The sequence below is a fragment of the Algibacter sp. TI.3.09 genome (assembly GCF_038154905.1).
Lineage (GTDB): Bacteria > Bacteroidota > Bacteroidia > Flavobacteriales > Flavobacteriaceae > Algibacter.
Genome location: NZ_JBAKAN010000002.1, coordinates 600,678 through 614,578, shown reverse-complemented (window position 1 = coordinate 614,578; position 13,901 = coordinate 600,678). Strand labels below are relative to the sequence as shown.

Genomic DNA, 13,901 nt, shown 5'->3' with positions numbered 1-13,901 from the left:
ACAACATCATGCATATTCATCATTTATCTGAACAAAACTCCGTACTCAACACGTTTCTTTCTGAAATGAGAAACATTGATATTCAAAAAGACAGTATGCGTTTCCGTAGAAATATTGAGCGTATAGGTGAAATTTTGGGTTATGAAATGAGTAAATCTTTCAATTTTAAAGCCTCTACAATACAAACACCTTTGGGAGATTGTGTTATTAATGAAATTGATAATAACATTGTGCTCTGTTCTATTTTAAGAGCCGGCGTACCTTTACACAACGGCTTGCTAAATTATTTTGACACTGCCGAAAACGCCTTTATTTCAGCTTACCGACACCATAAACATGAGCCGGAAAGTTTTGAAATTATAGTAGAATATTTAGCGTGCCCAAGTTTAGAAAACAAAACATTAATTCTCGCAGACCCCATGTTGGCAACAGGGCAATCTATGCTTGCTACTTTTGAGGCTTTACAGCCATTTGGGACACCAAAAGAAGTACATTTAGCTTGTATAATTGGTGCACAAGAAGGTGTCGATTTTATTGAAAACCATTTTGACAAAAACACTCATTTATGGATTGCTGCAATTGATAAAAAACTAAATGACAAAGGTTACATTATACCAGGACTTGGTGATGCTGGCGATTTAGCTTTTGGTGCAAAACTACAGCAATAGCAGTACAAAAGGTAAAATAAATAAGACCGCTAGGAATATTTCCCTAAACCATTTGTCTTCCATAATCTCGATGTAATTGGTAATAATTATAGCCAACGGAGCGAAAACAAACAAGAATTCGCTACCATCTTTTACCGGTGCCAATATTACAATTACACCAGCTATTATTGCAGAAACTAAAATAGATTTAAAGGAAACTCTAAATGCTTTTTTCTTCTCTTTAATACTATTTACATAATACAGAGACGACCAAATACCGAACGACAATAGAATGGTTATGGCAACAATATATGATGCTGAATTATAACTATTAAAGTTTAAACTTATTTCTGGCAAGCTCTTAAACGTGTCGAAAAAACTATCGTAAAGTACAATAGAAACACCTGAAGCGATAATAAAAACCGTTGCAACTCCTATAAACGGAATTACCCAATGATTTACTTTTATATCGTTATAAAATGCTAAGGACACTAAAATCAGCAAAAAAAACAAGATGGCCCAAAAGTAAAATAAAGCAGCAATAGCAAACCAAAATGAAGAATCGAATAATTTTTTATTCACCTCAATTTGAGAACGTAAGCTTATTACACGCCGTAAACCCAACAATACAAAAAAGTTAGAAAACAGAATATTAATATTACTTGTAGTTTGTGTTAATGTGAATAAAAACAAGCTAAATAACAAGATTTCGTAATTACTTTTTCTGCTTAAACTATTTTTACTAACTATAAAATTAACAAGTAAAATAGAGGCATAACATACACAAAACAGCCCCAATTCTTCTAAGATAAAAAGCGCTGTGAAGTGTTCGGTTGGCAAACCTAATCTCCCCACAACAAATGCCAATAACGTAATGAAAAATACGATAATGAAATTTATTGGTTGAGATTTACTAAAAATACTTGTAATCATTAACTCTTTTTGTATTTTTGCTACGTAAATATACTAACAATCTAACCAAGTTAGAAAATAATATACCACACATGAAAGATTTCTTTTACGCAATACAGGATTTATTTGTTAATGTTCTTTTAACTCCTATGGATGCTTTAAAAGCTTTAGAACTTGAAAACTGGTTCGCAGCAAGTACTATTTCTTGGATTTTTGTAATCATTGGCTTTGCAGCTATGGTTTACTGGATGTTACAATTAAAAAGCTTTAGCGATAATAATGAGGAAGATAAAAGTATCTCTGCTCATTCTTACCTATAAATCGAATCCAATATCTTTACGATAATTCATCTTATCAAAATGTAGTTTATCTATATTTTGGTAAGATTTTTTTATGGCCTCTTGGTACGTATCTCCATACGATGTAATAGCCATAACACGTCCACCAGAAGTTACAATTTTACCATCTTGAAGTTGTGCCCCTGCATGAAAAGCGATAGAATCTTCAATAGTATCAACACCAATAATTTCCTTACCCTTCTCATAAGCTTCTGGATACCCACCAGATACTAACATAATAGTTGTTGCAGCACGCTCGTCTATTTCAATGTTAATAGTATCTAAAGTACCGTTTGCCATAGCTTGTAGAATTTCAACAAAATCATTCTTTAATCTAGGTAAAACAACTTCCGTTTCCGGATCCCCCATACGCACGTTATATTCAATAACTTTTGGGTCGTCACCAACTTTTATTAAGCCAATAAATACAAAACCTACATATGGTAAGTTATCTTTTTTAAAGCCATCAATTGTTGGTTTTACAATACGTTCCTCTATTTTGCTTAAAAACTCATCGGTAGCAAACGGTACCGGAGACACTGCTCCCATACCACCAGTATTTAAACCAGTATCCCCTTCACCAATACGTTTATAATCTTTAGCCGTTGGTAAAATTTTATAGTTTTCACCATCAGTTAACACAAAACAGCTTAATTCTATACCGTCTAAAAATTCTTCGATAACCACTTTATTACTAGCTTGGCCAAATTTAGCATCAACCAACATACTTTTTAGCTCGGCTTTAGCTTCATTTAAATCATTAAGAATAACAACACCTTTTCCTGCAGCCAATCCGTCTGCTTTTAATACGTACGGCGCGTTTAACGTTTCTAGAAAATCATAACCTTTTTCAACAGTTTCTTTTGTGAAACTCTCGTAAGCTGCCGTTGGAATGTTGTGGCGGTATAAAAATTCTTTTGCAAATTCTTTACTTCCCTCTAATTCTGCTGCTACTTTTTGCGGCCCAATTACAGACACGTGCTTTATAGCATCATCATTCAAGAAAAAATCGTGAACACCTTGTACTAAAGGATCTTCAGGACCAACAACAACCATATCGATTTGTTTCTCTAACACTAATTCTTTAATCGCATCAAAATCGGTAACACCAATATTTACATTAGTTGCTACATTTGCCGTACCTGAATTTCCAGGAGCTACAAAAAGCTTATTACATAAAGGACTTTGAGCTATTTTCCAAGCAAATGTGTGTTCTCTTCCGCCTGAACCAAGAATTAATATGTTCATTATTTTTAATGTTTTTCTACTTCCGTTTACACGGAAATAACAAATTGTTGATTATTGTTTTTTCGTAATTTTCGAAAGACAAAAATAAAACTAATGCCACGAAAACACGAATATTTTTTATTTACTTTACAAAAACTATTTTACTTACTTTTATTTTGAAATTATTCAACTTGTCTTTAAAATTAAAAGGCTTCCCGATAAAGGAAGCTCAAGCCTTTTTGAAAACGATTAAAAAAAAGCAGGAATTAGATTTTGATGCATATCTTGAAACATCAAAACAAGTTATTGTTAACCATCATTTAAAACATAATCCTTTTTATAGAGACTTAGCAAAACATGCAGATGTGAATGACTGGGACACATTACCAGTTATGACCAAATATGACTTACAGCAACCTTTAGAACAAAGGCTTTCTAATGGTTTTTCAACTAAAAACATTTTTATCAATAAAACTTCAGGCTCCTCGGGCACACCCTTTGTTTTTGCTAAAGATAAATTTTGCCATGCTTTAATTTGGTCTAATTTTATGGATAGATATAGTTGGTTTAATTTAGATTTAAACCGCTCTAAACAGGCAAGGTTTTATGGTATTCCGTTAGATAAAAAGGGCTACTACAAAGAGCGTATTAAAGACGAATTAAGTAATCGATTTCGGTTTTCGGTTTTCGATTTAAGCGATGAGCAACTAGCAAAGAATGTAGAAAAATTCAGAAACACATCTTTCGATTATATTAATGGCTATACAAGTTCTATTGTTCAATTTGCTAAATATTTAGAACAAGAGCATATTGTATTGAAAACTATTTGTCCATCATTAAAAGCTTGCATTGTTACTTCTGAAATGCTTTTTGCTACAGACAAAACCCTTTTAGAAAAACAACTTGGCATTCCCGTTATTAACGAATATGGTGCTGCAGAACTTGGTTTAATTGCTTTCCAAAACCAAAAAGACGAATGGATTGTAAATACCGAAGATTTATTTATTGAAATTCTAGACGACAAGAACAATGCTCTGCCTTACGGCGAAGAAGGACGAGTCGTTATTACCTCGCTTTACAATAAAGCACATGCCTTTATTCGGTACGATTTAGGCGATATTGGTATGCTATCTAAAATAAGTACACCACAAAAACCCATACTAGAGAAATTAATAGGACGAACTAGCGATTTAGTTAAACTCCCTAGTGGAAAAAAAGCTGCGGGACTTACATTTTACTACGTCACAAAAACCATTATAGAAAACACCGGTAACGTAAAAGAGTTTATTATTGAGCAACTAAAATTGGATACTTTTAAAATTAGTTATGTTAGTAAAACTCCTTTAACAGAAAAACATATTACCGAAATCAAAAAGGCCATTTCGAAATATTTAGAACCAAACCTTATTGTAAATTTTGAAATAAAAGAAAAACTAACACGTTCTAAAAGCGGAAAACTAAAGCAATTCAGCTCTTATTTAACTTAACAATTTGCTTCGATTTCACAAAAAAATGTTCTCTCAAAAACACCAACATACACCAAGTTGATTTTAAAATAGAAAAGCCTAGCCCTTTTTTATAAACCCAATAATTATGTTTTACTAAGCTCAATTTATTAGCAGACATAGAATTTTGATGAACACGGTAATAAGCTAAGGGCTCTTGAACACCTCTAGCGTCTTTTCCGGACTTTTTAATTGCAGCCAACCATAAGAGCCAGTCTTGACGTTTTCTTAGATTAGGAGCTGTTATTTCTCCCAAAACTTTAGCGTTATACACACCAGTTAAATTTCCAACGTAATTACTTTTTAAAAGTTTGGGATAACTTAAGCGCTTTAGCGCTTTAACTTCTGTGTTTAGTAATTTTCCATCTTGATTAATTAATTGGTAACTCGTAAAAGAAACATGACAGTTTTCTTTTTGCATGAAAGCAATTTGAGTTTCAAGTTTTTTAGGGTACCATAAATCATCGGCATCTAAAAATGCAATGTAATCGCCCTTTGCAAGTTGAACCCCTTTATTCCGAGAAACAGCAGCACCAGAATTCACTTCATTTTTAAGAAGTTTTATATTGGTATGTATTTCTAAAAAGGGTTGAATTATTTTTAAAGTACTATCGCTAGAACAATCATCTATTAAAATAAGTTCCCAGTTTTTATAGGTTTGACTTATAACACTGTTTATAGTTTCTGAAATAAAATCTTCAGAATTAAACATGGGCGTTATAATAGTAACTGAAGTCGTCAAAATTTTTAGTGTTAATAAGCCTTCTCTTCGCCTTTTATTGCATTTACAAAGGTTTGTATCACAATTTTAATATCGAGCAGTAACGACCAGTTTTCAATATAAAAGATATCATATTTTACACGATTTATAATATCCTTATCTTCTTCTATTTCTCCACGCATACCACTTACCTGAGCTAAACCTGTAATCCCTGGTTTTACAAAATGGCGCACCATAAACTTATCAACTTTACGGGCATACAAGTTAGTATGACTTACCATGTGAGGCCTTGGACCAACAACAGACATATCTCCAAAGAGCACGTTAAAAAACTGAGGCAGCTCATCTATACTCGTTTTACGAATAAAAGCTCCCATTTTTGTTATACGCATATCGCCTTTGGTCGCTTGGTGCAAATGCGCATCTTCATTAGGCGTCATAGACCTAAATTTATAACAATCGAATTCCTTATAATTAAAACCATTTCTAGATTGCTTAAAGAACACAGGCCCTTTTGACTCAAGTTTTATTAAAATAGCTATTATTGGAGTTAACCAAGATAGAACAAATACAATTATAGAAGACGCAAATAATATATCAAAAACGCGTTTAACAAATTTGCTTACAGGCTCTTGTATTGGAATACTACGAAATGATAAAATTGGAATATAATCGTAATATTCATACTTCAATTTTCTAGAGTATATATCCTTATTATCAGGAATAAACTTAAGTTCTCGTAAATTATTATCTGCAAAATCGGCTAACCTGTTTATCTGCTTATTAGATAACTCGGCAACTGAGGAATATATTTCATTGATGTCATTCTCTATAACGTAGTTAAAGCATTTCTGAAGTGAGAAATCGTCATCTTTAATGGTAAATTGCTTTTGGAACTTATATCCAAAATCTTGTCGTTTGTTGAAAATATTAATTAACTGTCGTGTTTTTTCGTTATCTCCAATTACTATAACATTCCTAATATTCCCTCCTAAAGTTGCCCTATACTTATTCAACAAAAAGAAAACAAGGAATTTAAAAAAACTAATTAATAAAAATACACATATTAGATAATTACCTAATTCTAGTCTACTAATGTTTGGTTGTTTAAAAACCCCAATAAAAGCATAAAGAACTATAGCAAAAAACAACATTTGTCTAAAAAGCAAAGCAACTATTTGAACTATTCTAGTGTGCCTATGTACTTCATAAAAATGACTTGTAAATGCTATAATAATCCAGAAAACACCAACATAACTTAAGAAACCATATATATGCGTGATATTTATGGAGAACAAAAATACGCAACCAATAATAATACTTAAATCTAATAAGTAGGAAATAGGCGTTATAAAACCCGAATATCTGCTTTGTTTAAACATGCTTAATTAGACTAATTCCTTATATGGTTTTCAAAATTTTTATGCTCGCTTTTTAACAACTCTTCGGCTGATAAAGTTTTAAAATAATTAAAAGTGAGTTTCATCCCTTCTTCTCTATCGATTTTGGGAGACCAATTTAGTAATTTTTTTGCTAATGATATATCAGGCTGCCTTTGTAACGGATCGTCAACAGGTAATTCTTTATAAATAACCTTCTGATCGGTTCCTGTTAATTTTATTATTTCTTCAGCAAAATCTTTAATAGAAATTTCGTGAGGATTCCCAATATTAACAGGCTCTGTATAATCACTAAGTAGTAATCTGTAAATTCCTTCTACTTGATCGTCTACATAGCAAAAAGATCGAGTTTGAGAACCATCACCAAAAATAGTAAGATCTTCTCCCCTTAACGCTTGCCCCATAAAAGCAGGAATAACTCTACCATCGTTTAAACGCATTCGTGGTCCATAAGTGTTAAATATGCGTACAATTCTAGTTTCGAGTCCATGAAATCTATGGTAAGCCATAGTTATCGATTCCTGAAAACGCTTGGCCTCGTCGTAAACACCTCTTGGACCAATAGTATTTACGTTTCCGTAATATTCTTCTGTTTGTGGATGTACCAATGGATCACCATAAACTTCAGAGGTAGACGCAATTAATATACGTGCTTCTTTAGCCTTGGCTAACCCTAATAAATTATGAGTTCCTAAAGACCCTACTTTCAAGGTCTGAATTGGAATTTTCAAATAATCGATTGGACTTGCTGGAGAGGCAAAATGTAATATATAATCTAATTCACCTTCAATTTTAATAAACTCGGTAACATCGTGCTCTATAAAATCAAAGTTTGGATTTTCTTTTAAGTGAACAAGGTTTTTAGGATCTCCAGTAATATAGTTGTCCATTCCAATAACATGGAAGCCTTCTTTGATAAATCGATCGCAGAGGTGAGATCCTAAAAACCCAGCTGCTCCTGTTATTAAAATGCGTTTCAATAGGCTGTTTTTTTAATAATATTTTTTGTTAAACAAATTTAAAGGAATATCACCAATATAAACAGTTCTTTTTTGGGAATCTTCAATGCCAGAAATTATTTTTCTGTTAATACAATAAAACACCTCAAAATATAGATTCTTCGCTGCGCTCTAAATGACAATGTTAAACATAATAACCTTCTATCTTTCAAAAAAGGAGTACTATGACTAAAGAATCTCTTACTATGTGAACAAATACGCACTAATAAGGGCACCCCTTTATAGACGTTTTATAAAATTAAGCAGTTCCAATCAAAAGGGCTTACAATTGTAAATGAATCACAGGATGTGGTATTCGTTTCGTATATGAAATGAATAGCTTTGGGTCGACTTTACCATAGGTCTGATAGGGTGATTGTGCTACCACTTGTTTGTTTTGTGTAGTTTCAACCAAACTCATACCCAACCAAACGGTTAATGCTACATTACTATCTATATTCATATTTGTATGCACTCGAAGTTGAACGTCTTGGAATTTGTAGTTTAAATGTTCTACTTTTCATTCTATATTGACCCCTAAGTCATTTTGTTATGCACACATTGGTTGATAGGTTTCTAATGTTTTATTCCAATGTTGGCGTGATACCAAACATACTACTGCTGTATAAACAACACTCCTATCGTTTTCAACTTATCATGAGCATGTCTTTGAATCGTGATGGTTAACATATTACGTTCTGCATTGGTAGTAACGTCAAGTATTAATACCCTGATTTAATTAAACAGCTTTCTTTATGCAATTAAAATCCTACGAAAATTTCTGAATCATTTAAAAGATTGACTTCTCTTTGTCCTTGGGTACCTGATCTTTTTTTAATTATGTTGCGGTAAACATCTGTTAACCGACTATGCATATAGCTATCTTTAAAAGCTTTGACAACAGAACTTAAACCGATACTTATAGATTTAGTAAGATATACGACAGCTGCAAATTCTTGATTATGCCCTTTTACTTGAATGAATGCTGGATCGTTATTAATGCGCTCTTTAGAAGGTCCACTACTTTTAGAACGATGTCTTCTCCATTTAGTTTATAGTAACATAACCCGTTAAGCGTTCCCTTAAGTTTTATAATGCCTTTTTGTTTAGCCATTAACACTTTTAAATTTTATAAATATGTCTTTAAATTGGATACTTAAAGAGCCTTGCGAACTATTCCTAACGGATTAGACTTGAAACGTATTTCTTAAAGCCTTGATATCAAACATAGTTACTTTTTATATATAAATATTTTTGAGCAACAACTGCCATGGTTGGAACTCCTGCGTAGCCGCCTCCAATGCAGCAGCATAGTTTTAGTTTTCACAAGAATTTAATAAGATTAAAAACTTACAAAATGAACTACCTCAACCCAAGGGTACGCGGTGTCAAGAGGAAAAAAACTTATTTTTAGTTTGATGAAAACCTTAGGTTTTCAAACTTTCCTTTTGACCACCGAAGCAAGCGTCGGGGAATTCTAATGATTAAATCTTTTAAATTTCTCTTTAAGCACCAAGCCAATAAATTTACTGTTTCCGACTAAGTATCGTTTCCACATACGCTTAGGTTCTTGAGCAAAACGATAAAACCATTCCAATCCAGTATTTTGCATCCATAAAGGAGCACGTTTTACTTTACCTGCCACCACATCAAAACTTCCGCCAACTCCCATTACGAAATTTACATTACTCAGTAATTTCTTGTTTTCATATAAGAAGTTTTCTTTTGTTGGCGAACTTATTGCTACAAATAAAATATGAGCTCCACTTTGTGAAATTTGTTGAGCAATAGTGGCCTCGTCTTCTTTTTTAAAATAACCGTTTCTATAACCTGCTATTATATTTGATGAATACTGCTGTGAATACCTGTTAACAACCTCTTTCACCACTTCTTCTTTTGCACCGAAAAAGAAAATTTTATATTGTTTTTTATACGCTAAAGCAACAAGATTAATCATTAAATCAATACCGGCTACCCGTTCCTTCAATGGTTTCCCCAGCACTTTGGAAGCCCAAACAACGGCTTGCCCATCTGCATTGATTAAATCACTCCCGTTAACACTTTGCTGTAGTTGTAAATCAGTTTGCATGGCTACTATTTTACCTGCATTTACGACAACATGATGAAGTTGCCTTCCCTTAATTATTGTTTTATTAATAATATCAAGGGTTTCCATCATATTTAAGTTGTGTATCGTTGTATTAAGTATTTTGATCATCTAATTTCAGGTATTCACTTAAAATTACTAAATAAATTACAATAGAAGAATATGTAAAAAAATTTCCTGACAAAAATACAATAAACAATAATGCTCCAAGTAAAAAAACAATATTTAAATTGGATTTAAATTTAAAAAAAGCTTTTAAATAAAGATATAAATAATAGAGGCCTCCCAAAATTCCAAAATAGTAAAAAACATCTACAACTTCCATTTGAGACTTTGTTCTTAAATCATTTATTCCTCCAAACAAATAATTAGTAAAGCTCCAATTTTCCTTTATATATGGGATTGTTTTTTCCAATAATAATCTGTCTCTATAAGAAAAAACAGAAGAAATCAAACCGTCTTGTTCTCTAATTTCATTAAATATCCCAATTTGAAAGAAAAAAACATACAGTATTAAGAAAATTACAGTAACCAATAGAGCCAAAAGCATCTTCTTATCGATGTTAGAATACACCCAAAAATAAAAGCAGACAAAACATAAACTAAATAAATATAATGCCTTAGTTCCCACAAAAACTATTGCTAATAATATTATATAGTTAGTCCATTTTTTTAATATATTTTTCTTGTATTTAGTAATTAAAAATATCAAGAATAAAGCGTATATATATGAACTTGAAGAAGAAGATATAATCAATCCATTGTACCCAAATCTAGACGTAAAATAGGTGCGGAAAATTTGTATATCAAATACTACTGCCAATAGAATTAATATGCTATTAAAAATCATTAGATACTCAAAAACAGAAAACAATAATTTTTTATTTATTTGTTGAATATAATCAATCGAAAAAAACAAGAAAATGACAATGGGATAAACAAACTTTATAAAATAGATTAGTATTGGCTCTGAAAAACCTAAATTAGTAGAATACTGTCCAATTATAAATAAAACAGAAAACAAACTTAAACATAATAAACTTTTAATGTTTTTTTTTAATATCACAAAAAGACATATCAATAAAAGCATGCCTTTTGTACACTTAAGTATGTTCGAAATATTACCTGTGGTAAAATACAAAACCTTAAAGTAAGCTTCAGTACAGAAAAGAAACAACAACAAAGATGCAAGTAATAAACTTCCATAATCGCTCAGGTACTTTTTAAACATAAGAGATCTATTTAAATTTTTCCTCTAATAAATAGTAACTAAAGGCATAAAACATCCATGATTGTGCCCAACGAATATATGGTATTTTAGATGTTATAAATTTCTTTTTTTGGTAGTAAAAATATCCTTTATCAGATTGCATATTTTTAATAGTCCATTTCAATATATTATCAACTAACTCAATATTATCGATTAGCAAACCTAGTTTACTTAAAGTGACTATTAATTGTGCAGGAGCATGAATATCTATAGGATACATTTTATTATTATAATATTTGGAGATTCCTTCCTTTGTAAAAAAGGTGTTCAGATAATAATCTAGCCCTTTTTTAATATATTCTTGAAACGACGAATCTCCTGATATTTCTTGATATTTATAAATACATTCCAAATTATACCCCGTATGAAAATTATCAATCCATTGATGAAAAGGAAGCGTTCCATAAGCCCATGACCCATCTGGAGCCTGCCTCTTACAAACATATGCTACAACTTTTTTAGCTGTAGACAATAATTTATCGTCTTGATTATATTTGTATATCAAAACTAATAATTTAGCTCCTAAAAGACCTGCATTATACACCTGAGTATTATCTACAGGTGAGTATGAAAAAGTAAAGTCTTGATCTTCATCATATGATTTATTTAAATCCTCTAGAATAAATTTTGAACAACTTATGGCTGTTAGCAATAAATCCTCTCTTTTTGTAATTTCATATGCCTCTAGAAGGCCTTCACCAATGAATGATGTAGCAACTACTGTGGGTGTGTATTTTGGTTGAAAAAAAGCTCTGGCTTGCCAGTCAAAATTATACCCCCAACAGGCTCCCGAATACCCATTTGTTTGTAACTTCAAAATTTCGGATGCTAAAAAATTAATCTTATTCAGATAAATTTCTTTAGGCTCAACCTTATATAGGTTACAATAACCTATTAAAAACAATCCTAACCCTTTGGGATTATAGTCTTTTTTTACACCAAATAAAGGTCTTAGATTTATATGGCTTCGCTTAAAAAACTGAATCCAAGCCAACCGAAATAGTCTCGATTTACCTAAAGGTGTCTTTTGTATTACCCAACTGTTTAGCCCATCATAAGGATCCCAACCTTTAAACTCTTCTTTCTCACAAAACAGTTTTAAGTCTTCAAAACTTTTTTTAACGATTTTATTTTCTTCCATCATAATAACAGTTATTTAAGTATATTCCAAAAACCCATGAATTCAATTGGCTCAGAACTATTGTTTTTAACTGAGAGTACTAAAAATCGAGGCGAATCTAAACTAAAAGTAGAAGGTTCTTAGGAATATGTATTGCCTGGTAAACTCAAAACTGGTGTGATATTACCATTAATACTTGTACTTATATTAAATTCAACAGTATGTGTAAAATAATAATCACTTATTGAAATACTATTTTCCATTTTTCCTAAAACCATTATTTTCTTTAATTCGTTAGGATCAACAATTATATTAGGGATAATTATTTTTTCTTTTAAGATGATTTTATAATTTAAAATACTCAACCAATTAGTTTCATTGGCATATATTCTTGACAAATCAAATTCATCTTCAACATCAGAACTACCTACTGAATTGGTGATGAAAAGAGGATTAGCATTTATTAAAAAGCATTTTTTCTTTAATAATTGTATATTATTGTTGTAGTTATCAGGATTGAACTTTGAATAATAGTCATTTGTATCTGATAAAATAACAACTGCATCTGGTTTATTTAGGATTACGTCCTTTTCAAATCTTTGTATTAAATTTTCAGTTGTATTTCCTCCAATTCCACTATTAATAAATCTTGCTGAAGGAAATAACTCCTTTAATCTTTTTTTGATATAACCTCCATCATCTTGAAAAAACCAACTATCTCCGAATAATAAAACATTTTTATTATTAAAATTCAATTCACGCTTTTTCCTTCTGATTAATTTAATTTTTTTAAGAATATTAAACTTCTGATTTGAGTTTTTAGAATAAATTTTTAGCCTAATCTCATTATCTTCAATTTTTTTCAAATCAATTTTAAGATTAAATTCTTTTGGACTATTTGAATTGATAATCTTTTCAGTAGAAAATTTCCCATTATCTATTACTATAGATACATCTTCTCCATAAGTGTTAGCCACCACTCTTATAATATATTCTTCTTTAGCCCTTTTTATTAAAAAGTATTCTAGATATTGACTAGAACTATTACCAATTACATCTAGAGCAGAACAATTTAAAGAGCCACAATTACTATAATCATTAGAATAATTTTCAGTTATTCTAATATTGCCGCGGTATGATGGGTATTGAGTTTCATACTCTAATTCTCCTGTTATTAAGTTTTTGCCAACTAAATTATCTGCTATAGCGTAATACCCGTACTTATTGGGATGATAATTATTGTAATAAAAGTTAAAAAAATTCGCTCCCTTTTTTACATTACAGCCTAAGTTGTTTTTCAAAGTGACAATGTTACCAGATATGTTTAAAATAACGTTAATATTATATTTTAAATTATCTCCAAAATAAACAATTAACTGATTTGGTAACAAGTCTACTGTATTCCCAACGGTTATCTGATTTTCAGAGGCATTTACATCCTTTAAAATATCAAAAACTAAAGTTCCACCTTTTTCCTTTTGCAAATATCCATTTCCTTTTAAAATTGAATAATGCATATCAATATAACCACTCACTACTTCAGTTTGACTATAAACACTAAAGTTTAACAAGAAGAACAACCAAAACTGAGTAGGTTTTAAAAAAAAATTATTCATTATTGTATAATATCAAATCTTATTTGCAAAACAGTCTATT

12 protein-coding genes are annotated in these 13,901 nt (G+C 31.0%); 3 read left to right on the top strand and 9 right to left on the bottom strand.

Annotated elements, in window-relative coordinates:
• Nucleotides 1–8: 8 nt before the first annotated feature.
• Nucleotides 9–668 (top strand): uracil phosphoribosyltransferase, encoded by a 660-nt coding sequence (upp, locus tag V6246_RS10345; protein ID WP_341560388.1) that lies wholly within the window; start codon nucleotides 9–11, stop codon nucleotides 666–668.
• On the opposite strand, the gene V6246_RS10340 is transcribed toward upp, so the two are convergent.
• Nucleotides 657–1,580 (bottom strand): DUF6427 family protein, encoded by a 924-nt coding sequence (locus tag V6246_RS10340; protein ID WP_341560387.1) that lies wholly within the window; start codon nucleotides 1,578–1,580, stop codon nucleotides 657–659. The two genes, upp and V6246_RS10340, sit on opposite strands and share 12 nt — an antisense overlap.
• Before the next feature lie 71 nt (nucleotides 1,581–1,651).
• On the opposite strand from V6246_RS10340, the gene V6246_RS10335 reads away from it, so the two are divergent.
• On the top strand, nucleotides 1,652–1,879 hold the full coding sequence (locus tag V6246_RS10335) for a DUF6341 family protein (RefSeq protein ID WP_042500807.1): 228 nt from the start codon (nucleotides 1,652–1,654) through the stop codon (nucleotides 1,877–1,879).
• Here V6246_RS10335 and purD read toward each other — a convergent pair.
• Nucleotides 1,874–3,145 (bottom strand): phosphoribosylamine--glycine ligase, encoded by a 1,272-nt coding sequence (purD, locus tag V6246_RS10330; protein ID WP_282148688.1) that lies wholly within the window; start codon nucleotides 3,143–3,145, stop codon nucleotides 1,874–1,876. The two genes, V6246_RS10335 and purD, sit on opposite strands and share 6 nt — an antisense overlap.
• 152 nt (nucleotides 3,146–3,297) lie before the next feature.
• Here purD and V6246_RS10325 point away from each other — a divergent pair, with 152 nt between their 5' ends.
• Nucleotides 3,298–4,611, top strand: coding sequence for a phenylacetate--CoA ligase family protein (locus V6246_RS10325; RefSeq protein ID WP_445818997.1), 1,314 nt, complete (start codon nucleotides 3,298–3,300; stop codon nucleotides 4,609–4,611).
• On the opposite strand, the gene V6246_RS10320 is transcribed toward V6246_RS10325, so the two are convergent.
• From V6246_RS10320 to V6246_RS10290, 7 genes are all read right to left on the bottom strand, one after another.
• Nucleotides 4,592–5,371 (bottom strand): glycosyltransferase family 2 protein, encoded by a 780-nt coding sequence (locus V6246_RS10320; protein ID WP_341560380.1) that lies wholly within the window; start codon nucleotides 5,369–5,371, stop codon nucleotides 4,592–4,594. The two genes, V6246_RS10325 and V6246_RS10320, sit on opposite strands and share 20 nt — an antisense overlap.
• An 11-nt stretch (nucleotides 5,372–5,382) precedes the next feature.
• Entirely contained in the window at nucleotides 5,383–6,732 is a 1,350-nt protein-coding gene (locus V6246_RS10315) for an undecaprenyl-phosphate glucose phosphotransferase (protein WP_341560378.1), read from the bottom strand.
• An 11-nt stretch (nucleotides 6,733–6,743) separates the two neighbouring features.
• Nucleotides 6,744–7,730 carry a UDP-glucuronic acid decarboxylase family protein gene (locus V6246_RS10310; protein ID WP_341560376.1) on the bottom strand — a complete coding sequence of 329 codons (987 nt, stop codon included), beginning with the start codon at nucleotides 7,728–7,730 and terminating at the stop codon, nucleotides 6,744–6,746.
• A gap of 1,495 nt (nucleotides 7,731–9,225) precedes the next feature.
• Nucleotides 9,226–9,927 carry a WecB/TagA/CpsF family glycosyltransferase gene (locus V6246_RS10305; RefSeq protein ID WP_341560374.1) on the bottom strand — a complete coding sequence of 234 codons (702 nt, stop codon included), beginning with the start codon at nucleotides 9,925–9,927 and terminating at the stop codon, nucleotides 9,226–9,228.
• A 22-nt stretch (nucleotides 9,928–9,949) separates the two neighbouring features.
• Complete coding sequence (locus tag V6246_RS10300; protein WP_341560373.1) at nucleotides 9,950–11,086, bottom strand: hypothetical protein; 1,137 nt, start codon at nucleotides 11,084–11,086, stop codon at nucleotides 9,950–9,952.
• A 7-nt stretch (nucleotides 11,087–11,093) separates the two neighbouring features.
• The gene (locus V6246_RS10295; protein WP_341560371.1) at nucleotides 11,094–12,269 is read right to left on the bottom strand and encodes a delta-aminolevulinic acid dehydratase; all 1,176 of its coding nucleotides are present in this window, start codon (nucleotides 12,267–12,269) and stop codon (nucleotides 11,094–11,096) included.
• A gap of 116 nt (nucleotides 12,270–12,385) precedes the next feature.
• Nucleotides 12,386–13,861: an SGNH/GDSL hydrolase family protein gene (locus tag V6246_RS10290; protein ID WP_341560369.1), complete on the bottom strand. Its 1,476-nt coding sequence runs from the start codon at nucleotides 13,859–13,861 to the stop codon at nucleotides 12,386–12,388.
• Between the last annotated feature and the right edge of the window lie 40 nt (nucleotides 13,862–13,901).

Excerpts from the sequence above, each read along its gene's own strand:
- upp (WP_341560388.1), top strand. The coding sequence starts at position 9 with ATGCATATTCATCATTTATCTGAACAAAACTCCGTACTCAACACGTTT.
- V6246_RS10340 (WP_341560387.1), bottom strand. The coding sequence starts at position 1,580 with ATGATTACAAGTATTTTTAGTAAATCTCAACCAATAAATTTCATTATC.
- V6246_RS10335 (WP_042500807.1), top strand. The coding sequence starts at position 1,652 with ATGAAAGATTTCTTTTACGCAATACAGGATTTATTTGTTAATGTTCTT.
- purD (WP_282148688.1), bottom strand. The coding sequence starts at position 3,145 with ATGAACATATTAATTCTTGGTTCAGGCGGAAGAGAACACACATTTGCT.
- V6246_RS10315 (WP_341560378.1), bottom strand. The coding sequence starts at position 6,732 with ATGTTTAAACAAAGCAGATATTCGGGTTTTATAACGCCTATTTCCTAC.
- V6246_RS10305 (WP_341560374.1), bottom strand. The coding sequence starts at position 9,927 with ATGATGGAAACCCTTGATATTATTAATAAAACAATAATTAAGGGAAGG.
- V6246_RS10300 (WP_341560373.1), bottom strand. The coding sequence starts at position 11,086 with ATGTTTAAAAAGTACCTGAGCGATTATGGAAGTTTATTACTTGCATCT.
- V6246_RS10295 (WP_341560371.1), bottom strand. The coding sequence starts at position 12,269 with ATGATGGAAGAAAATAAAATCGTTAAAAAAAGTTTTGAAGACTTAAAA.
- V6246_RS10290 (WP_341560369.1), bottom strand. The coding sequence starts at position 13,861 with ATGAATAATTTTTTTTTAAAACCTACTCAGTTTTGGTTGTTCTTCTTG.